Annotated in this window: 15 protein-coding genes; 12 read left to right on the plus strand and 3 right to left on the minus strand. The window is 54.3% G+C overall.

The features are described from left to right. The 9 genes from dppD (at position 1) to ACF2G4_RS15070 (ending at position 13,885) form a co-directional block, all read left to right on the plus strand. Complete coding sequence (dppD, locus tag ACF2G4_RS15030; protein ID WP_215848017.1) at positions 1-987, plus strand: dipeptide ABC transporter ATP-binding protein; 987 nt, start codon at positions 1-3, stop codon at positions 985-987. Next, on the plus strand, positions 977-1,999 hold the full coding sequence (gene dppF, locus ACF2G4_RS15035) for a dipeptide ABC transporter ATP-binding subunit DppF (RefSeq protein WP_215848016.1): 1,023 nt from the start codon (positions 977-979) through the stop codon (positions 1,997-1,999). Before dppD ends, dppF begins: the two co-directional genes overlap by 11 nt. A gap of 520 nt (positions 2,000-2,519) precedes the next feature. Further along, positions 2,520-3,179, plus strand: a complete 660-nt coding sequence (gene bcsO, locus ACF2G4_RS15040) for a cellulose biosynthesis protein BcsO (RefSeq protein WP_332624895.1) — start codon at positions 2,520-2,522, stop codon at positions 3,177-3,179. Further along, positions 3,170-3,973, plus strand: a complete 804-nt coding sequence (gene bcsQ / locus ACF2G4_RS15045) for a cellulose biosynthesis protein BcsQ (RefSeq protein WP_243079746.1) — start codon at positions 3,170-3,172, stop codon at positions 3,971-3,973. The genes bcsO and bcsQ (ACF2G4_RS15045) overlap by 10 nt, the downstream gene beginning before the upstream one ends. A 53-nt stretch (positions 3,974-4,026) precedes the next feature. Then, positions 4,027-6,135: a UDP-forming cellulose synthase catalytic subunit gene (bcsA, locus tag ACF2G4_RS15050; protein ID WP_215848013.1), complete on the plus strand. Its 2,109-nt coding sequence runs from the start codon at positions 4,027-4,029 to the stop codon at positions 6,133-6,135. Beyond that, the gene (bcsB, locus tag ACF2G4_RS15055) at positions 6,132-8,612 is read left to right on the plus strand and encodes a cellulose biosynthesis cyclic di-GMP-binding regulatory protein BcsB (RefSeq protein ID WP_409075077.1); all 2,481 of its coding nucleotides are present in this window, start codon (positions 6,132-6,134) and stop codon (positions 8,610-8,612) included. The genes bcsA (ACF2G4_RS15050) and bcsB overlap by 4 nt, the downstream gene beginning before the upstream one ends. A gap of 9 nt (positions 8,613-8,621) precedes the next feature. Further along, on the plus strand, positions 8,622-12,425 hold the full coding sequence (locus ACF2G4_RS15060; RefSeq protein ID WP_409075078.1) for a cellulose synthase subunit BcsC-related outer membrane protein: 3,804 nt from the start codon (positions 8,622-8,624) through the stop codon (positions 12,423-12,425). Beyond that, complete coding sequence (bcsD, locus tag ACF2G4_RS15065) at positions 12,425-12,871, plus strand: cellulose biosynthesis protein BcsD (protein WP_243079743.1); 447 nt, start codon at positions 12,425-12,427, stop codon at positions 12,869-12,871. Before ACF2G4_RS15060 ends, bcsD begins: the two co-directional genes overlap by 1 nt. 9 nt (positions 12,872-12,880) lie before the next feature. Continuing rightward, the gene (locus ACF2G4_RS15070; RefSeq protein ID WP_409075079.1) at positions 12,881-13,885 is read left to right on the plus strand and encodes a glycosyl hydrolase family 8; all 1,005 of its coding nucleotides are present in this window, start codon (positions 12,881-12,883) and stop codon (positions 13,883-13,885) included. Positions 13,886-14,319: 434 nt separating this feature from the next. Here ACF2G4_RS15070 and bcsG read toward each other — a convergent pair whose 3' ends face one another. The 3 genes from bcsG to bcsE are packed head-to-tail and all read right to left on the minus strand — an operon-like array spanning position 14,320 to position 17,719. After that, the gene (bcsG, locus tag ACF2G4_RS15075) at positions 14,320-15,981 is read right to left on the minus strand and encodes a cellulose biosynthesis protein BcsG (RefSeq protein WP_243079741.1); all 1,662 of its coding nucleotides are present in this window, start codon (positions 15,979-15,981) and stop codon (positions 14,320-14,322) included. Then, complete coding sequence (bcsF, locus tag ACF2G4_RS15080; RefSeq protein WP_215848008.1) at positions 15,981-16,169, minus strand: cellulose biosynthesis protein BcsF; 189 nt, start codon at positions 16,167-16,169, stop codon at positions 15,981-15,983. The genes bcsG and bcsF overlap by 1 nt, the downstream gene beginning before the upstream one ends. Continuing rightward, positions 16,169-17,719, minus strand: a complete 1,551-nt coding sequence (gene bcsE, locus ACF2G4_RS15085) for a cellulose biosynthesis protein BcsE (RefSeq protein WP_409075080.1) — start codon at positions 17,717-17,719, stop codon at positions 16,169-16,171. Before bcsE ends, bcsF begins: the two co-directional genes overlap by 1 nt. Positions 17,720-17,955: 236 nt before the next feature. Here bcsE and bcsR point away from each other — a divergent pair, with 236 nt between their 5' ends. The 3 genes from bcsR to bcsA (ACF2G4_RS15100) are packed head-to-tail and all read left to right on the plus strand — an operon-like array spanning position 17,956 to position 21,478. Continuing rightward, positions 17,956-18,153: a cellulose biosynthesis protein BcsR gene (bcsR, locus tag ACF2G4_RS15090; RefSeq protein ID WP_215848007.1), complete on the plus strand. Its 198-nt coding sequence runs from the start codon at positions 17,956-17,958 to the stop codon at positions 18,151-18,153. Then, positions 18,153-18,884, plus strand: a complete 732-nt coding sequence (gene bcsQ, locus ACF2G4_RS15095) for a cellulose biosynthesis protein BcsQ (RefSeq protein WP_243079738.1) — start codon at positions 18,153-18,155, stop codon at positions 18,882-18,884. The genes bcsR and bcsQ (ACF2G4_RS15095) overlap by 1 nt, the downstream gene beginning before the upstream one ends. Then, entirely contained in the window at positions 18,881-21,478 is a 2,598-nt protein-coding gene (bcsA, locus tag ACF2G4_RS15100) for a UDP-forming cellulose synthase catalytic subunit (RefSeq protein ID WP_409075081.1), read from the plus strand. The genes bcsQ (ACF2G4_RS15095) and bcsA (ACF2G4_RS15100) overlap by 4 nt, the downstream gene beginning before the upstream one ends. Positions 21,479-21,488 lie beyond the last annotated feature (10 nt).

The raw sequence follows: 21,488 nt of genomic DNA on the forward strand, positions 1-21,488 counted from the left end.
ATGGCGTTATTAAATGTAGACAAATTGTCGGTGCATTTCGGCGACGATAAAGCACCGTTTCGTGCGGTAGACCGCATCAGTTATCAAGTTGAGCAAGGCCAGGTTGTTGGGATTGTGGGTGAATCCGGTTCAGGTAAATCGGTAAGCTCGCTGGCCATTATGGGGCTGATCGACTTTCCCGGCAAAGTCATGGCTGAGAAGCTCGAGTTTAATCAGAGCGACCTGAAGCGCATCTCCGAGAAAGAGCGCCGCCAGCTGGTGGGTGCGGAAGTGGCGATGATTTTTCAGGACCCGATGACCAGCCTGAACCCGTGTTACACCGTGGGCTTTCAGATTATGGAAGCGATTAAAGTGCATCAGGGTGGCAACAAGAAAACGCGACGTCAGCGTGCCATTGATCTGCTGAATCAGGTCGGCATTCCCGATCCTGCTTCGCGTCTGGATGTTTATCCGCATCAGCTGTCGGGTGGGATGAGCCAGCGCGTCATGATTGCGATGGCAATTGCCTGTCGCCCAAAACTGCTGATTGCCGATGAGCCAACGACCGCGCTCGACGTAACCATTCAGGCGCAAATCATTGAGCTGCTGCTGGAGTTGCAGCAGCAGGAAAACATGGCGTTGATCCTGATTACTCACGATCTAGCGCTGGTGGCTGAAGCTGCACATCACATTATTGTGATGTATGCCGGTCAGGTGGTGGAAAGCGGGAAAGCGACGGACATCTTTAAAGCGCCTCGCCATCCTTATACGCAAGCCTTGCTGCGTGCGCTGCCGGAGTTTGCGGCGGATAAAGCGCGTCTGGCGTCATTGCCTGGCGTGGTGCCGGGTAAATATGATCGTCCGCTCGGTTGCCTGCTCAATCCACGCTGTCCTTATGCCACCGATCATTGCCGTCAGGTAGAGCCTGAATTACGCGATATTCCAGGGCGTCAGTCCAAATGTCACTATCCGCTGGACGATGCCGGGAGACCAACTTATGAGTCTTGAGAAAACCAAGCAGGATTACCTGCTGCAGGCCATTGACCTGAAAAAACACTACCCCGTGAAAAAAGGACTTTTCGGTCAGGAACGTCTGGTTAAAGCGCTGGATGGGGTTTCATTCAATCTCGAACGCGGCAAAACATTGGCTGTGGTGGGCGAATCGGGCTGTGGTAAATCCACGCTGGGCCGCTTGCTGACGATGATCGAAACGCCAACCGAAGGGCAACTTTACTGGCATGGCCAGGATTTGTTGAAGCACGATCCGCAGGCACAGAAGCTGCGTCGACAGAAAATCCAGATTGTGTTCCAGAATCCTTACGGCTCGCTCAATCCGCGCAAAAAAGTCAGTCAGATTCTTGAAGAGCCACTGGTGATCAACACTTCACTGACTAAAGCGGAGCGCCGCGAAAAAACGCTGGAGATGATGGCGAAGGTCGGCCTGAAAACAGAACACTACGATCGCTACCCGCATATGTTCTCGGGCGGCCAGCGTCAGCGTATCGCCATTGCGCGTGGCTTGATGCTCGATCCCGATGTGCTGATCGCTGATGAGCCGGTTTCGGCGCTCGACGTTTCAGTGCGTGCTCAGGTGCTGAACCTGATGATGGATCTGCAGCAGGACATGGGTTTGTCATACGTCTTTATTTCGCATGATTTGTCAGTGGTGGAGCACATTGCTGATGAAGTCATGGTGATGTACCTCGGACGTTGTGTCGAGAAGGGCAGTAAAGAGGCGATTTTCTCAAACCCGCGCCATCCGTATACCCAGGCGCTGTTATCGGCGACGCCGCGTCTCAATCCAGACGATCGCCGCGAGCGCATCAAACTGACCGGCGAATTGCCAAGTCCGCTGAGTCCGCCGCCAGGCTGCGCCTTTAACGCGCGCTGCCGTCGTCGTTTCGGCACTTGCGTACAGTTACAGCCGAAACTGAAGCTGTATGGCGAACAGCAAATTGCCTGCTTCGCTGTCGACCAGGATGAAAATCAACCGGTCGGCGCGGCTGAAAAAGTCAGTTAATCAAAGTAATAAGGCTCCTTCTGGAGCCTTTTTTTAAGCCAATTTTCTGCCAAAACCCTTACCAAAGCTGTTTCCCGCCCGACATGACAAACCAAAAGCCGTGAAAATCATTTATGAAGATTAACCCTTGGTAAACTTGCCGAACAAAACAGCGAAAGAGTTAACCTGCCATAACGCAGTCAATCTCAGCTAATAACGTCTGTTTAACGTTAAGAGTCAGTCTGAATTTAGTCAGTATTTGGGACTAAAAGCGCTGTTAACAACGATGGTCGTGCCAGCTCAAGGTCGGATGAATGACTACACAGTTTTGTTAATGTTATGTTGCTTGATTTAACTTAAGGCTATCTTATTAATTTCCAGGCATAAACAGTTAACAACCGCGTTTTATTGTTAAATTTCAATCTATCTGATTAAACTCTTTTATTGAATGTGCTGTTTTTGTAATCAGATTTATCTCACTGTGTTTAAAGGGATGTGATATATTCCAGGATAATTCCCCCCTTGTTGTAGGCCACGGCCAATGAAGAATTACGACGATTTACAGCGTTTTAAAGAGAAGACGCAGACGCTCGATATCGCCTTTAAAGATATGTCTGGCCAGACGCAGGAAGCGGCGGAACAGAGTAAATGGGCATTGATTCGCCAGTTGGCAAAAGATGACCAAACCACCCCTTTTGATAGCAATCAGCGTATCGATCTGCCGCAGCCGCAGCCGATTCGTGGTGACGAATTCAGCGATTCCGCGCAAGGCGTGACGTCGCGCCCTGCTGGATTGGCGACGCCTTCCTCGGCACGTGGCTCAATTCTGGATAGCCTAACGCCTAACGCGTCGGTTGCCCCTGTTGCCGCGCCTACATCGGGTTTGTCTTCACTGTTTCCACCACCGCTTGCTCAAGCTCAGCCGGTTGCAGAGCCTGTCACTCAACCTGCGCCCGCCGCTTTTCAGCCTGCTCCGGCTATGATTCAACCCGTGGCTGTTCCCGCACAAGCTGCACCTGTTGCTCAACCTAAGCCTGTGTTTGCCGCAGCGTCTGCGCCTGTGGCGGCACCTGCCGCTGTTTCCAGCGCCGAGCCCGGACGTTTCGGTGCGCTGTTCCGTTCACGTAATAGCGAACCGGTCAGCCTGTCCAAAGAGACTTTACTGAAACCGTTATTGGAGAAGATTGCGTTATGCCGTTAGTTTGTGTGTGCTCGCCGAAAGGGGGTGTTGGAAAAACCACGATGGCGGCCAACCTGGCCTGGAGTCTGGCGCGTTCAGGTAGCAAAGTTCTGGCAATCGATTTCGATGTGCAGAATGCGTTACGCCTTCATTTTGGTGTGCCACTTCACGATGGGCGCGGTTTTGTGGCGCGTTCAGAAGAGCAGGCAGACTGGAGTCAGTCGATTCTCACCACTGGCGGCAACATTTTTGTGCTGCCGTATGGCGATGTTACCGAACCACAACGTGAACGGTTTGAAGAGAATCTGTCAAAAGATCCGCATTTCCTCCGCCGTGGTCTCGATACGGTACTGAATTACCCTGGCTTGGTGATCGTCGCCGATTTTCCGCCCGGCCCAGGCCCGGCGCTTAAAGCAATCAGCGCATTAGCCGATATGCATTTAGTGGTGATGTTAGCGGATACCGCATCGGTCTCATTATTGCCGCATATTGAGGAGAACCGAATGATTGGTCAGCCCCTCAATACTAAACAAGGACATTATTTCGTTCTGAACCAATGCGACAATCGCCGCAATATTAACCGTGACGTTACGGCATTTATACAGCAGCGCCTGGGCGATAATTTGTTAGGTGTGGTTCATCGTGATGAAAGCGTGGGTGAAGCGAATGCCTCACAGCAATCTGTTTATGATTTCAGTCCTGCTTCCGCTGCAGCGTTTGATATTGAACTGATTGCTAAACGCGTCGCCAATATTCTGGATATCACCGTAGGTAACGGCGAAGTTCAGGCCCCCATTCGCACCAGCCACTATTAATCGCCTGGCCTCGCCAGGTGCGTTAAAAAAACAGAGCTCTTTTAGGGTGATTCATGAGTAAAATCGGGTTTTACCTGCTGCTGCTGGTGCTTGCACCGGTCGCTGCGGTGATCATCATCACGCCGATGGATAGCCAAAAGCAGTATATTTTTGGCTTAATCAGCATCGTTATGATGTTTTTATTGGGTTTCAGCAAAAGCCGCAAAATAACTGTGGTCATGGTGATTCTTTCCGCGCTGATGTCCACCCGATATATTTGGTGGCGCACCACTGAGACGCTGCATTTTAATTCAGAAATTGAAGCCATCATGGGCATCGGCTTATATTTAGCGGAGCTTTATGTCTGGCTGATATTAATTTTGGGCTTCCTGCAAACCACCTGGCCATTAAAGCGCACCATTGAACCGCTGCCGGATGATACTAGCCTGTGGCCAACGGTCGATATTTACGTGCCGAGCTATAACGAAAGTCTGGACGTCGTGCGCGACACCGTACTGGCCGCACAGTGCATCGACTATCCGCGCGACAAGTTAAAAGTCTATTTGCTGGATGATGGCAAGCGCAGCGAGTTTGCGGTATTCGCCGCCGATGTTGGCGTGGGTTACATCACCCGTGACAACAATAATCACGCAAAAGCCGGCAACCTCAACCATGCGATGAAAATCACCAAAGGTGAGCTGATTTGCATTTTTGACTGTGACCACGTTGCGACCCGCACCTTTTTGCAGGCGACTGTGGGCCCGTTCCTGAAAGATCCCAAGCTGGCGCTGTTACAGACGCCACACTACTTCTATTCTCCCGATCCATTCGAGCGCAACCTGCGCGCAGCGCGCAGCATTCCCAACGAAGGCTCGCTGTTTTACGGCCCGGTTCAGCAGGGTAACGACAACTGGAACGCAACCTTTTTCTGCGGTTCTTGTGCGGTGATTCGCCGTTCAGCGCTGGAAGAGATTGGCGGCTTTGCGGTTGAAACCGTGACCGAAGATGCGCACACCGCATTGAAAATGCAGCGTCTGGGTTGGGGATCGGCATTCCTGTCGATTCCACTGGCGGCGGGCCTCGCGACAGAGCGCCTGGGTTTGCACATTGTTCAGCGTACCCGCTGGGCGCGTGGCATGACGCAGATCTTTCGCGTCGATAATCCGCTGTTTGGTCGTGGGCTGAAATGGCAGCAGCGTTTGTGCTATCTCAACGCCATGTTGCACTTCCAGTTTGGTCTGCCGCGCGTTGCCTTTCTAACGGCACCGCTGGCTTACTTGCTGTTTAATCTCAATATTATCCACTCCTCTGCCTCGTTGATCTTTGCCTATGTTTTGCCGCATCTGGTGATGTCGCTTTACGTCAACTCGCGGATGAATGGCCGTTTCCGTTACACCTTCTGGGGTGAAATCTATGAAACGGTGATGTGTTTCCATCTGATCATCCCGACGATTTTGACCATGCTGTCACCCAAGCACGGCAAATTTAACGTGACCGATAAAGGCGGTGTGCTGGATCAGGGCTTCTTCGATTTCCACATCGTGCGTCCTCACGTCATCGTGGCGGTGCTGCTGACCGTCGGCATCGTTGCTGGCGTGGTGCGTGCGGTGATGCATGATTATTTCGGTGTCGATCCTTACGTTATTGCCCTCAACGTAGGTTGGGCGGTGTTCAGCCTGATTATCCTAATGGCGGCGATTGCGGTGGCCCGTGAAACCAAACAGGTCCGTAAAACAATCCGTATTGAGGTGCAGATCCCGGCGATTATTCACTACGCCAGCGGAATTTCCTCGCGCACCATGACCAGCGATATGTCGATGGGTGGCGCGCAGTTGGATGCACCCGATAATCGTCATGAGACGGATGAAATCGAAGAGATCGATCTGTTGCTGAAGTCCGGCACCATTACCATTCCCGTGAGTAAAATTTCCGGCGATGAAAAAACCATTCGCCTGCGTTTTGGCGCCATGCCGCTGTCACGTCGCCGCGAGTTGGTTCGCGTGGTATTGGCGCGTGCCGATGCCTGGATTCAGCCGGAGTATAAGAAAGATAATCCGCTGGTTTCGCTCGGCACTATCGTTCGCACGGTATTTGAACTGTTCTGGCTGACCTGGAAAGGCCGCCACGACAAGCGGAAACACGCCGAACAGGCCGCCGCCGCGAAAGAGGACAGCGCAGCATGAAAACCTTGACGCAAACTCTGCTGGCAAGCTCGCTGGCAGCTGCGCTGTTGCTGACGCCCGCCTGGGCAGAAACGCCGCCCACAGAAAACAACGGCTATGATGCGCCGGTGAACAGTGCAGCGCCCAGCGACCAACCCGTTAACGATGCCGCCCCTGCGGTGACGCAGGACAGCAGTGCGCTTTCACAAGTGCCGCCGCCAGAAGGGCTGCAAAATGCCGATCCGCAACTGGAAGCGGCAGCCAGCGCGCTGCCTTACGCACCAGGTCAGGAAATCACTGCGCCTGAGCCGCTGCCGGTGATCAGCGCGGCCCTGAATCAGCCGATCAGCAGCGCCATTACCGTGGCGCAAATGGGCCAGACTCAAGGCATCACGCTGACTGGCGGTCAGCTACAATCCGGTATTGTCTTTACGCTGCCAAATGATGAAGTCATCACCAATGCGCATCTCAATTTGTCTTTGCGCGTGTCGCAAGCGCTGGCTGCGCGTAACACCTCGCTGCAACTGATGCTCAATGGTCAGCCGCTGGGGACGCTGCCGCTGGGTTCCAGCGACAGCGATGTCAGCGACTACCAGCTGGATATTCCCGCAGCGATGGTGGTGTCGAGCAATAATCTCAGCTTTAAAATCAACGATGCAGACAAACTGCTGTGTGAGAAAGAGAGCGCCGAGCAGTATCAGGTAACGATTTTGCCGAAAACTACGCTGACGCTTGAAGGGCAACAGCTGAACATTGGCACTGCTCTGCGTAACTTCCCGCGCCCGTTCCTCGATCCGCAACGTATGACGGCAAGCGCCGTAACCATGGGATTTGCCAGCAACGTTGCGCCAGATTCGATTAGCGCGGCGGCGTTGGTGGCGTCCTGGTTGGGCATTCAGAGTGATTATCGCGGCATCCGTTTTCCGGTGATGCGCGGTGAACTGCCAGAGAAAAACGGCATTCTGTTCGGTCATCCGGGCGACAAGATCGGCACGCTGACCTTCCCGGCGGTCACTGGCCCGCATCTGCAGGTAGTCGATAATCCGAACAACCCGGTTTACAAGCTGTTGCTGGTGAGCGGCGAAGATGAGAAGCAGCTTCGTCAGGCGGCTTACCGTTTGACTTCACAGCCGCTGACCACCGATGGCAGCGCGCTGCAAGTGCAGCCGCAGTCAATCGCCAACCGTCAGCCTTACGATGCGCCACGCTGGATCAACACCAGCCGCCCGGTGCGTCTGAGTGAGCTGTTGCGTAAAGATCAGAGCCTGACCAGCACCGGAATCTGGCACGATGCGATGCGCGTTAACTTCCGCGCCGCGCCCGACCTGTTCCTGTGGGATGGCGACACTGTGCCGGTTAATCTGCACTATCGCTTCCCGTCAGAAAGCTGGATTGATGAAAACGCCTCGTTACTCAACGTGACGCTGAACGGCACCTTCCTGCGTAATCTGACGGTAAACAAAGTCGGCCTGCTGGAAAATGCCTGGCATCGTTTGGGCGGTGATGCGCGCCAGGAGCAGTATCAGCTCAACCTCGATCCTTACCTGATCTACGGTGACAACCAGTTGGCGCTCTATTTCAACATCAAGCCAAAGGCCGATGCGCCATGCGGTGTACTGCTGAATAACAACATTAAGAGCCGCATCGAAGAGGATTCGTGGATTGATTTAAGCAATACGCGTCACTTCAGCATGTTGCCGAATCTCTCCTACTTTGTTGGCGCATCATTCCCGTTCACGCGGCTGGCGGACTTTGGCCAGACCACACTGCTGCTGCCAGAAAAGCCCACCGATGCGGAGATCTCTACCCTGCTGGATCTGGCTGCGCGAGCCGGTAACGCAACGGGCGTAGCACTGGCTCAGAATCAGGTGCTGTTTGGCCTGCCAAACGGCGGCACCAACCTGGCGCGTTTACAGCAGAGTGATGTGCTTGCCATTAGCACCACCGGCAACAGCGCGTTTAATCAGGCGATGCTAGCAAATTCACCTTACGAAGCCAGCGGCAGCACCTTTGGCGTGAAAGAGCCGAGTGCGTTGGAAAAAGCCCGCGCCTGGCTGATGGGGGATTGGTATCGCCAGCAGCTGGACGCCGATCGTTATTTCTCTTCGAATGAGTCATGGCGTGGCTTCCTGAGCTATCGCTCACCCTGGAACCCGGATCGCCTGGTGGTTATGACGGTTGCAAGCAGTGACGATCAGCTGCTGCGTCTGCATAACGATTTAAGTTCAGCGCGCATCAATGCCGGCATTCGTGGCGATACCGCCATCATTACTGATGAAAACGGTATCCGCAGCTTCCGCGTCGGGCCGCAGTTCCCGAGCGGAGAAATGCCGTGGTACATGATGGTGGTGTGGTATGCCAACCAGCATTCTGTGCTGTTGGCGATGACGGCGCTGTTGCTTTCGGCATTGGTGGGAAGCGCGGTGTGGGTAATGTTGAAACGTCACGCAGGACGCCGCCTCAACTACAAAAATGATCGTGATTCCGGCAAGAAGTAAGGAACAATAATGAAAAAAAATCTGTTGAGTGCCGGCATACGTCACGCGCTGTTTCTGGGCGGCGCACTGACACTTTCTCAGCCGCTGTTGGCGGCTGAGTCCACCAATCCTGCGTTACAGGCCCTGTTTGATCAGGCGGCTTACTGGCATCAAAAAGCGCATGACGATCTGGCTAAGTCCTCGCTGCAAAAAGTATTGATGGTTGAACCCAACAATACGCAGGCGCTCTATTTGCTGGCGCTCTATTCGCAGCAGGGCGGTGATAACGCCAGCGCGGCGCAGTATCGCGCACGCCTGAGTCAGGTTTCACCCAATGATGCCCATCTGAGCGAGCTGGATAACGCTCGCCAATTGCAAACCATTCCGCAGGCGCAGCTGTCACTGGCTCGCCAGCAGGCGCGCAGCGGCAATATCGCGGCGGCGTTGCAAACCTGGCGCAACACCTTTAGCGGCAATGAACCCCCTGCCAGCGTGGCGGCAGAATATTATCTGACCATGGCGGGCGATCGCACGCTGCTGCCGCAGGCAGTTGAAGCGCTGCGTCAGTTCTCCGCAGAACACCCGCAAGATACCGGCGCTAAGCTGGCGCTGGGTAAAGCAATGACTTATCAAGAGTCGACACGCCGTGAAGGGGTCGATGTGTTGGGATCGCTGGCGGACGGCAATAAAGATGCCGATCGATCGCTGCGCCAGGCGCTGTTGTGGCTCGCACCACAAGCCACGGATGCGGCGATCTATCAAACCTGGCAGCAGCGTCACCCGCAAGATTCGGCGGTGCTGGATTATTACCGTAAAAACGTCGGCGGTGCTGAGAAAGGCGCAGGTTTCACCGCGCTGAACAGTGGCGACGTGAGCGGTGCCCAAAGTAACTTTGAAAAAGTGCTGACTGCCAATCCGCAAGATGCCGACGCGCTGGCGGGCATGGGGTATGTCGCGCAGCGTGCAGGACGTTATCAGGACGCCGCAGATTATCTGCAACGCGCTGCTCAGATGGGAGGCGATCAAGGTGCCGAGCGTCAGAAACAGGCAGCGGATGCTCGCTTCTATGCGCAGTTGGCTAACGCACAGCAAGCGCTGAAAAGCGGTGACAGCGCGCAGGCTTTGGCTTTGAGCGAGCCGTTAACGCAGGCCGAAGGCGAAAAAGGGATTTCTGCAAAACTGTTCCGCGCCGATGTGCAGCGTCGCAGTAATCAGCTGGAGCAGGCAGAACAAACTTATCGCGCTGTTTTACAAAGCGATGCGGACAACCGCAGCGCGAAAGAGGGCTTGTTCTACGTGCTGCGTCAGCAGAATCGCAGTGCAGAAGCCAATACCTTGCTCTCTTCTTTACCGGACAGCGTGCGTCAAAGCGTGACGCCGCGTGGCAGCAGCATCGATCCGATTCGTCAGCAGGCCAAACGCCAGCTGGCGGCGGGCAATACCCGTGCCGCAATCGCTACGCTGCAACAGGGCATTCAGCGTTATCCAAACGAAGGCTGGTTGCGTCTCGACCTGGCGCGTCTCTATCGCCAGCAGGGCGACAGTCTACAAGCGGCTAACGTGATGCAGCCGGTGATGCGTAACGGCGCCAGCAGCAGCGAGCTTTACGCGGGCGCACTGAACGCCAGCGAAAGTGGTGCCTGGCAACAGGCCAGCGTGCTGCTGTCGCGGATTCCGTCCAGCGCACAAACGCGTGAGATGCGAGACCTGGCGCAGCGTGTGAATTTCAATTTGCAGATGAACACTGCCGATCAATATCTGGCGCAGGGTTCGAACGCGGCAGCAGCGAATACGCTAAAAGCGCTGGCGGCCCATCCGCCAACTAATCCAGTGGATGCGGGCAACCTGGCGCAGAAGCTGGCGAAAGCGGGCGATGTCACTACGGCGGTTGCTGTGGTGCGCGGCAACATGCAGCGCGGTGTACAGGGCAATGCAGGCGATTACGCCGCGCAGGTTAACGTGCTGAATCAGGCGGGTTTAGGCAGCGAAGCGCAGAGTTTCCTTAGCAGCCCAGAACTGCAGGCGCGCAGCACGCCAACCCAGCTGGCCGGTATTCGTAACGGTTATTTGATCAATGAAGTAGATCGCTTGCGTCAGCAGAAACAGTACGCCGCCGCTTACGACAAGCTGATCGGCGCGCTGCAACACGATCCGCAAAACCGCGATCTGATGTTCGCTATGGCACGTCTCTATCAAGACGGCAAGATGAACAAAGATGCGGGCGTGGTGTATGACTATCTGATGACGCAGGACACGCCAACGCAAGATGCGCGAGTCGGTGCCATTAATGTTGCACTGGCGCAGAACAACGTCCAGCGTGCCAACGATTTATCGCGCGGCCTGAACAGTGTTCAGACGCCCGAGCGGCAACTGCTGATGGCGCGCGTGGCTGAAGCCAACGGTGAGCATTCACAAGCGATGGTTTATCTGCGCTCGGCGCGTGGGCAGCTGATTGGTTTGCAAGGTGCACAAGGCGGCACGCCAACCGTGGGCGGCCTGGCCTTAGCGGATAATCCGTTTATCAACCGCAGCACCTCGCCAGTAGGGCGCTCGCCGTCCAGCTACGGCACCGTGTTGCCGTGGCAAAGTGCACCGGCTGCTACCAGCAGCGCTGAAGGCGTCACGCTGGCGAGCGGCGCGAGTATGCCGTCACCGCAGACGCAGATGCTGCATCAGATCGACACCATGATGGACGATCTGCAAGAAAAAACCGGCACCTGGGCGCAGGGCACGGTGCAGGTGCGTGGACGTGATGGTGAATCGGGTCTGAGCAAACTGACCGAAGCCAAAGCGCCGCTGACCTTCTCTACCGTGCCGTTTGGTGAGTCGCGCTTCGACTTCACCCTGACGCCTGTTTCTCTGACCGCAGGCAGCGCATCGGGTGATGCATGGCGCCGTTTCGGCACCAACGCGATCACGCAAGGCAACGTCGTGGCGGCAGGCGGGGCAACCGTAACCGATCAGCCAAGCGCCACCACCGATTCACAAACCGCATCGGGCGTTGAACTGAACCTCGCCTTGAAAGGCGACAGCTACAAAGTTGATTTAGGCAGTACGCCATTGGGCCAGGATCTCAGCACGCTGGTGGGTGGCGTTCAATGGTCGCCGAAGCTGACAGACTTCCTGACGCTGATCTTGACGGGTGAACGTCGCGCAATGACTGACAGCCTGCTCTCCTACGTGGGTTTGGAAGATAAAACCAGCGGCAAGAAATGGGGCCGCGTCACCAAGAACGGCGGCAACGCTTTGCTGAGTTACGACAACGGCGATGCGGGTTTCTATGTCGGCGCGGGCGGCTACAGCTATATTGGTGAAAACGTGGCCAGCAACACCAGTATGCAGGCAACCGCTGGCGCGTATGTGCGTCCTTATCATTACGACGACCGCGAGCTGAAAGTGGGCATGAGCCTGTCGTGGATGGATTTTTCGAAAAACCTGAGCTATTTCAGCTACGGTCAGGGCGGTTACTTCAGCCCGCAGAACTATGCTTCGGTGTCATTCCCGGTCGATTTCTCACGCAAGTTTGATGACCTGAAAGTCAACGTTGGCGGTTCGGTCGGTTATCAATCCTACAGCCAGGATAAGAGCGCCTACTTCCCGGACGATCCAAACCTTCAGTCACAAATGGAAGCGCTGGCTGCCTCGGGTAGCGCGAAGAGCGCCTTCTATTCGGGCGACAGCAAAAACGGCATCGGCTATAACCTGCATGCTGGCGCGGATTACAAGATCAACAAAGACGTGACGATTGGTGGCCAGCTTGGCTATGACACCTTTGGCGATTACAACGAAAGCACGGCGCAGTTGAATGTCCGTTATATGTTCGGAGAAAAGTAATGAGTGAACATTTCGGTGGGGCATCGCACCCGCATCAACCCGGCTGGTTTGATCTGGTCAGCGTATTGCTGGAAGGCATGGTCGCCAACGCCGGTCAGGCTGAAGCTGAAGCCTTTTTACAGAATAGGGGTGAATCACTGGCTGCGCGCTACCCTTTGCCAGAAGCACGCACTGTCCAGGATCTGGAGCGCGAAATTAACCTACAACTGGCACGTTTTAACTGGGGTTTTGTGCAGCTGCAACCACAAGATAACGCGCTGCTGCTGAAGCATCATGCGTTGCCAGCCGGTGATAATGCGCAGGCAGTAGCAGACTGGCAATCTGCTTTTGGCGCGGTACTGGCCGGATTATATTCGGGCTGGCTGCAAGGCCAGGGCGGTAGCGCAGCAGTACAAATCGTACTTGAACTGAATGACGGCAATACGCTGCATTATCGATATCAATAGGACGTTGGAATGAGAGCGAAGGTCTGCCTGAGATGGCTATTTTATTGTTTGATAATGGCTTTTAGCGTGCAAGCTAGTGCGAGTGGCTGGGATACGTTCAAAAGCCGCTTTGTGATGCCAGAAGGGCGCATCATTGATACCGCGAATAACAACGTCAGCCATACCGAAGGTCAGGGTTATGGCATGTTGCTGGCGGTAGCTAATGATGATCGCGCCACTTTTGACCAGCTTTGGCTGTGGACGCAAACGCATTTGCGCAATGCACAAAACGACCTGTTTTACTGGCGCTACACACCGGGCAACGACAATCCTGTTGCGGATAAAAACAATGCTTCAGACGGCGATGTCTTGATTGCCTGGGCGCTGCAACGTGCAGCGCAGAAATGGCAGGCAAATGAGTATCAGCAGGCTTCGGATCGTATTCAGCGCGCCATTGTGAAGCTCAATGTGATCACCTTTGGCGGCCATACCGTGATGCTGCCGGGTGCGCAGGGCTTTAATAAAAACAGCTATGTGGTGCTGAATCCGTCTTATTTCCTGTTTGCGGCCTGGCAGGCGTTCGCGCAGCGCAGCCATCTTCAGGTCTGGAGCAAACTGATCGATGATGGCAACGATTTGCTGAGCGAAATGCATTTCGGCAAAACCGGCCTGCCGCTGGATTGGGTAGCCTTGAACGCGGATGGATCGCTGGCACCCGCATTGGGCTATTCCAACCGCTTTAGTTATGACGCGATTCGTATTCCGCTCAATATCTGGTGGTACGATCCGCAAAGCCTGGCATTGGGGCCGTTCCAGCGTGTCTGGCAGGGTTACAGTCGTCAGCAAACGCCTGCCTGGTTTGATGTGTTGGCCAATACGCCAGCACCTTATAACCTCGAGGGTGGATTGTTAGCGGTGCGGGATTTGACGATGAATCAAACCGGTTACATCAGCGATACCCTCGCCCCGGATCAGAACTACTTCTCCTCTAGCCTGCAGTTACTGACGTGGCTGGCGCTTCAGGATAAGCACTGAGTTAAGTGCTCTGCGCATGTTTTTGTCCTCTGCGCGTTTTTTTGTTCTCTGCGCGCTGTCCCCCATCCCGGCCTTCCCCCGCGACGCGGGGGAAGGAGACGCTGCCACATGCAGCCTCATCACTAACATATGGCAGCATCTTCCTCCCCCATTTATGGGGGAGGACCGAGGTGGGGGACAAACGACCTCCTCTGCGCGCTGCCCCCCATCCCAGCCTTCCCCCGCACCGCGGGGGAAGGAGACGCTGCCACATGCAGCCTCATCACTAACATATGGCAGCATCTTCCTCCCCCATTTATGGGGGAGGATTGAGGTGGGGGACAAACGACCTCGCACTTAAGAGGATTGAGGTGGGGGACAAACGACCCCGCACTTAAGAGGATTGAGGTGGGGGACAGACGACCTCGCACTTAAAAAGGTTGGGACCAGCATCCCTACTGCGGATAAGCCACCCAATCGCCGCCATTAAGGCGAATCCAGGGTTTGCCCTGATACATCACCACCACCGCATTATCATTTTCAGAGACCACAGGCGTTTGCGGCAGATTGTCGGTCAAGGCTGACATATTCACATTCGGCGCATTAAATACCTGGCCATCAATTACCCGCGAAACCAGCGCTGAAATCGCCTGCAAGCTGGTGGGCGTATCAATCGTTAACGGCTGCCCCTGATGGGGTGCTTTCATGCCGACAAATTTAATGCCTACCGGCACATGTGTGATGCTGGGGCTGGGAATGTCGCGTAAACCTGACATCTGCATTTTGTCACCCTGCAACGCTGCGCCATGCTCCGGCACCACCACCACCATGACTCGACGGCCAGATTTCTCCAGATTATTCAGGAAGCTATCGAGTTGGTTAAACAGTTGCTGCGCACGCGGTTTCCAGGCGGCGGTTTGGCTACTGCCCAGTTCACGCGTGCCGTCATGCAGCGGAATCAGGTTATAAAAAGTCGCGCTGCGGGCATCATTACTTTTGCTGCGTTCATCTAACCAGCGCTGCATAAGCTGCGCGTCATTGAACACTGTCGACCCTTCAAACGACGTCAGCGCAGGTGCGATACCCACTTGCGACATCAGCGGTGCCTGCAAATCACCATAATCACGCAGCTCTTTAAGATAGCCACCAAACACGCCGGTGTGATCCATCATCAACTGCTGTTTAAAACCCAGCTTAGCGAGATTATCAAACAGGTAGCAGCGCTGATCGGTGGGCTTATAGAGATCGCTGTGCGAGGTTTGCCCACAGCTGGCGCGCAGTAAACGCAGGCCGGCCGGGCCGCTGTAACCGGTTGCCGAGTTATAGTTATTCAACACAATATCAAAGTGCTGCCACAGTGGATGATTACGCAGTTGAGCGCTATCAACATCTGACCAGGCCAGCGAGCAAATGTTGACGATTAAAATATCAAACGGCTGCGAATCCGCCGGAAGCGCGGCAGGGAATTCTGTCACACGCTGGCGTTCACTGTCGTAAAAACGGTTGAGCCAGGCCGTCAAGTTAGCGCTGCTGGGCGGTGCAGACTGATCGAGCGGGTCTGACGAATTAACGACGGCTTTTTCGCCCGGCGCAACGTTACGTGCCACTTCTGGCGTGGCGGCTTTCGTCGGCAGTAATGCGAACGAGGGACCGGCAAAATTCATGACATTGAGCCAAATCAGCATCAGCGAAACCAGCACTGAAATGCGAACCCACTGCGAAACAAACAGGTACAGCACCAGTAACACGAAAGCCGCACCGATCATCTGCCAGTTAATAAACCGGTTAGTCAGATCAAGCAGATACGCGCCAGAGAATCCCGCCAGCTGATCGCCCTGACTGAGCAGGGAATGCATGCCTGGCAACCAGGTATCGTGCCAGAACAGCGCAATACTCAGCGGAATTGATAGCCCATTGCGCAGACGATGCAGGCGTAAAGAGGGCAGCGGAAACAGCAGCCAGGCAAGGAAGACAAGGTTAGTCAGCGCATGGAAATTCAGGTAGCCGTACCATAACAGGCCAAACTTAAGCAGAAAGTAGAAATTCCAGCCGCCCAACCCACGCCAGCCGTTCCACAGCAACGTAGAGGAGGCGGAATCATGTGTGTGGTGATGCATTAACGTTTCACATCCTTTTTCGAGGATTCTCGCTGCCAGTAACCGTGAGACTTCAACGCACGTGCAGGCAACAGGCGGTTCAGGAATCCGTTCCAGCGGCGTGGCAACCAGTGGCGATATAACGGCTTCAAAAATAACAAAAGAAACAGAACAAGCAGCGCAATCTGCACGCTATCCATCAAGTTCATCAGCGTCTTTTCCCCTCAAGATTGAGTGAGACGGGTTGCGGTATGCGGCGCAACGGCATACGCGTCGCGCCAGTCGTGATTTTTTCAACAGTCGTCGATTCCATCAACAGCGGCATTTCGCGCAGGGAATCAGGCACGACATTTTTTATCTTGCCAACCTCAGCGAGGATTTGATGATCCTCAAACCACAGCACCCGATTAGCAAAAAGCTGATCGTGCGGCAGCGAAAAGATAAACGTCAGCGCGGTATCGAGATCGTTGAAACGGCAAGACGACAAAAACAGATAGACGCGATCGTCCAGCGTGGTGACTAAATCACCGTAGCGGCGCGGCTTACACAGCGTCAGAATCTGTTCCGTCTTTAGCTCTGGGACGGGACGCAGCGCGACCAACAAGCCTTTATCGTTTTCTGGCAGCAGCGTATTCGACATCAACTGCGACACCGCCAGGCAAAAGGCATCCAACCGGAGATACCCCTTTTGCTGCAAGGGCTGCAATGCGCTGATCAACGCGTCAAGATTGCCCGGAACGTGTCGGCTGAATTGCAAACCCTGCAAGCCTTCCAGCGTCGTCAGGAAACGTGACATCGGTGCCGTTGACGGCACGATGGCATTGACACCGCACGCCAGCAGCAGGCGTTCATCGCTGTAGCGCAGGCTGGTTTTCATCTCACGTATGACAATCTTTAAGCCGTTACCGCGTGAACGGCGCAGGCTATGCACACGTTTTGCCAGCGAGTTGATCTCTTCTGTGTGCGTCAGGCTAAAAATGACCGTTGCCGCACTGGCTTGTTGTGCGCGGGAAAAAACCTGCTCATTATCCGCGAATAAAACCCACTGTTTTGATAGCGGTGGGGCCCCTTCCAGTACAATTTTATCGGCGAGATAATGGGTTACATCATCACGGCTTAAAGGTTCAGGCTGTTCTTTTTCATTAACGGCAATAAAACATTCATTATGCTGTTTTAAGCGCAATGCACGATCTGCCAACAATCTATCGGTCGAATACCACCAATTAATTCGATATTGCCAACTATCTTGCTGGAATTCTAAATGTGCGACGCCGTCAATCTGCCGAAAATACCGTTGAAGATTGTCACGAAGGTTAATAATTGTGGAGCCAAAGGTGATGATTAAAAAGGTGAATGCTTTTTTTGTTATTACCCTACGGATACGTTTCATCCATAACGTCAATTCTTCAGCGGATAATTTATCCCATAGAAGCGAATCCGTATAAAACAGCACCAGGCCGCTTTTATTACTGAGAGTTCGCGCTAAATCGCTGTCGAGTTTTAGCAGGCTTTTTTTATTTTTTGGTAGCGAAAACAGCGGAATACGATCGGGGCCCGCTGCGGGTGTGGGTGTCAGTAAGGCGCGAGGTGCTTCATCAGCACTGATTAGCGTTGCTGACTGTTGAGCACTGATCACCTGACGAATAAAGTGTCGGGCATCTTCCTGACGCTGGCAGGTAACCCAATAACATCCCGGTGATTGCATTGCCATTAATTCTGGCTGAACCTGTTGCAGGCCCAGTAGAGAGGAGTTTTTCATTTAAGTATCGCGATTCATTCAGTCAGCGCTAGCTTATTATAGAAAGCGGCGAATGTAACCGAAGATATTTAAAAATACGCTATGACAGAATACCTCTGAATGATTTATGATCGGCGTAACGCAGCATGCCTGTATTAAATTTAAATAATAAAACTGCACATTAACTTGCGTCGCTTATTTGTGACAAAAAGTTCTGTGGCGAACGCTTTGTGACAAACTTTTTGTAGTGAAGAGTAATGAATATTGAAAACACCTTTTCAGTGGTGACCTCTGCCAGTGAGCAGCAAGATGATATCAGTGCCTTGAGAGAAGCTTTTGCGATCAAGACTTTTCACTATATTGATATTGCGCGTGAAGAACGGCTGGCGGGCATCGTGGCGCGCTGGCCATTGCTGACGGAATTAGCGTCTGTTGTCGCGGAGCAGCAGCGCTAATGCCAACGGTGGTGATTCAGGGTTTGCGCGGCGGGACTGGCGCGACGTCACTCACTGCGGCGCTGAGTTGGGCGCTTTCCGCGTTGGGCGAATCGGTATTAGCCATTGATGGTGATGCTGAAAACCAGCTGGCGGCGCATTTCAACGCGCCGCTTACCGCGACACGCGGTTGGATGCAGGCAATCCGCGACGGACAACGCTGGCAGGAGAGCGCACTGCGCTATCAGGCTGGCCTTGATCTGCTGCCGTTTGGTCAGCTCATTCATCAATCTGACTTAACGCTTTTACAGCAGGATGGCGAGATCGCCGCCGAACTGCTCAACGCCATTCCGGTCCTGAAACGCAACTATCAATGGCTTTTTTTGGATATCCCAGCCATCAGCTTGCCCTGGCATCACACTCTGCTGGCGCAGGCTGACTGCGTACTTAAGGTATTAACGCCGGATGCCAATTGCCATTTGCGTTTACATCAACATACCTTTGCGGCCAATACGCGTTTTTTACTCAACCAATTTAATGCTAACAGCAAATTGCAGCAGGATTTGCATCAGCTGTGGCTGGCATCGCTCACCCACCTGATCCCGGTGCTGATTCATCGGGATGAAGCACTGGCAGAATCACTGATGATGAAGCAGCCGCTGGGTGAGTATCGTCCACACGCCTTGGCGAGCGAAGAGATCACCACGTTAGCGAACTGGCTGATTTTGCATATAGCGGGAGTGCGTCAGTGAATCCGCTGCGCTGGCTATTGATCCCTCAGGTTTGTCAGGCGCTGCAACGGCGTTATAGCGGCGCACGTCAACATGACGCGTCTGTCATTGCCAGCGTGTTGCAGCTGCTATGGTGCACGCTGGGTTGGGCCTTTTTACGCTTTGAAACGCCAGCCTGGCAACATGTGATTCAGGATCGCCGTCGTCTTTATCCACATATCTCGCCCGAACGGCCGCGGCCGCTTGATATTCTGCGTTATCTGCTACAAAGCTTCTGGCTGCTGCTGTTTTTGCCGCTGGATAGCAGCGTCCGCAGCGAACGTCTGCGACTTAACGCGTTTCAGCCGCTGTTCCGCTGGCGTCAACGTTTGTATCAATGGCTGGGACAATTGCCTGAACGCATGGATGCGCAAGGCGTTAGTCAACGCGCAGAAAAACGGTTACGCCGTCTTTCACCCACCCTGCGTCGCGTGTTGTTTATCATCGTTGCTATGGGTACGACGCTGCTGGCGCTGCTCTGTATCTCTCAGCCGTTTGGCTTGATGACGCAATTTATTTTTGTGCTATTGCTGTGGGGATTGGCGATGCTGGTGCGTCGTGTACCGGGCCGTTTATCCACCATCATGTTGATTGTGCTGTCGTTAACCGTTTCCTGCCGCTATTTGTGGTGGCGCTATACCTCAACGCTTAACGGGGACGATCCGCTGAGTCTGAGCTTTGGCGTGTTGCTGATTGCGGCGGAAACCTATTCGTGGACGGTGCTGGTGCTGGGTTACTTCCAGACGCTTTGGCCGCTCAATCGTCAGCCGATGACAATGCCGATTCCCGTCGATCAGTGGCCGAGCGTGGATTTGCTGGTGCCGACGTTTAACGAACCCTTGAGCGTGGTGAAGCCGACGATTTATGCCGCGCTGGGTATCGACTGGCCGAAAGAGAAGCTGAATATCTACCTGCTGGATGACGGCACGCGCGACGATTTTGGCGAGTTTGCGGCCAGCGTTGGCGTGCATTACGTGGTACGTCCAACCCATGAACACGCCAAGGCGGGCAACATCAATCATGCCTTACAAACCCGCTGTCAGGGTGATTACGTTGCTATTTTCGACTGCGATCACGTCCCAACCCGCTCGTTTTTACAGATGACGATGGGCTGGTTCATAAAAGAAGAAAAAATGGCGATGCTGCAAACGCCGCATCACTTTTTCTCTCCCGATCCGTTTGAACGCAATCTGGGTCGCTTTCGTCGTACACCTAACGAAGGTTCGCTGTTTTATGGCCTGGTACAGGATGGCAACGATACCTGGGACGCGACATTCTTCTGCGGTTCCTGTGCGGTGTTGCGCCGTAGCGCGCTGGATGAGATTGGTGGCATCGCCGTTGAAACCGTGACAGAAGATGCTCACACGTCGCTGCGTTTACATCGTCGCGGCTACAAGTCTGCGTATATTCGTATTCCGCAAGCGGCGGGGCTGGCGACAGAAAATCTCTCTGCGCATATTAGTCAGCGTATTCGCTGGGCGCGTGGCATGGTGCAAATCTTCCGGCTGGATAATCCCCTGTTTGGCAAAGGGCTGAAACTGGTACAACGCCTCTGTTATGCCAACGCGATGCTGCATTTTCTGGCGGGGATTCCACGGCTGATCTTCCTGCTCGCGCCGTTAGCGTTTTTGCTGTTCCACGCCTACATCATTTATGCGCCCGCACTGGCGATCGCCCTCTATGTCTTGCCGCACATGCTGCACACCAGCATGACCAACTCACGTATTCAGGGCCGCTGGCGTCACTCTTTCTGGAGCGAGGTCTATGAAACCGTGCTTGCCTGGTATATCGCCCGGCCAACGACGGTGGCGCTGTTTAATCCACACAAAGGTAATTTTAACGTCACGGCCAAAGGTGGGTTGGTGGCGGAACAGCATCTCGATTGGGTCATCACGCGTCCTTATATGTGCCTGGTGCTGATCAACCTGGCGGGCATTGGCATGGCGTTTTGGCGCATGGCGAATGGCCCAACCACAGAAATCCTCACCGTTTGGGTCAGCTTGATCTGGGTGATTTACAACATGGTGATTCTGGGCGGTGCGGTCGCGGTATCGGTAGAGGCGCGGCAGATACGCGAAGCGCACCGCGTAGAAATTGCCATGCCCGCTGCGATTGCCCGCAAAGATGGTCACATGGTGCCGTGTACGCTGCGCGACTATTCGGATGGTGGCGTCGGCGTTGAACTGCGCGAAGCCGACGCGCTGGTGGAAGATGAAGCGGTGCACTTACTGTTACGGCGCGGACAGCAGGAGTTCAGTTTCCCCTGCCAAGTACAGCGCGTATTTGGGCGTCGCGCCGGGATTCGGCTGCATCAACTGAGCACCGAACAACACATCGAATTTATCCAGTGCACGTTTGCTCGCGCCGATACCTGGGCGTTGTGGCAGGACGGTTTCCCCGAAGATAAACCGGTGCAAAGTCTTGCCGATATTATGGTGCTGGGCTTCAAAGGCTATCTGCGCCTGGCAGAGTATGGGCCGCCGCAATTACGTCAGCTGTTTACGCTGCTTACCGGACTACTGAGTTGGCTGGCCTCGCTGCTGCCAAAAAGCGTCAGTGCGCGCCAACAGGCGTGACAGTTCAACA

The sequence above is a fragment of the Pantoea phytostimulans genome (genome assembly GCF_046118715.1).
Lineage (GTDB): Bacteria > Pseudomonadota > Gammaproteobacteria > Enterobacterales > Enterobacteriaceae > Pantoea > Pantoea phytostimulans.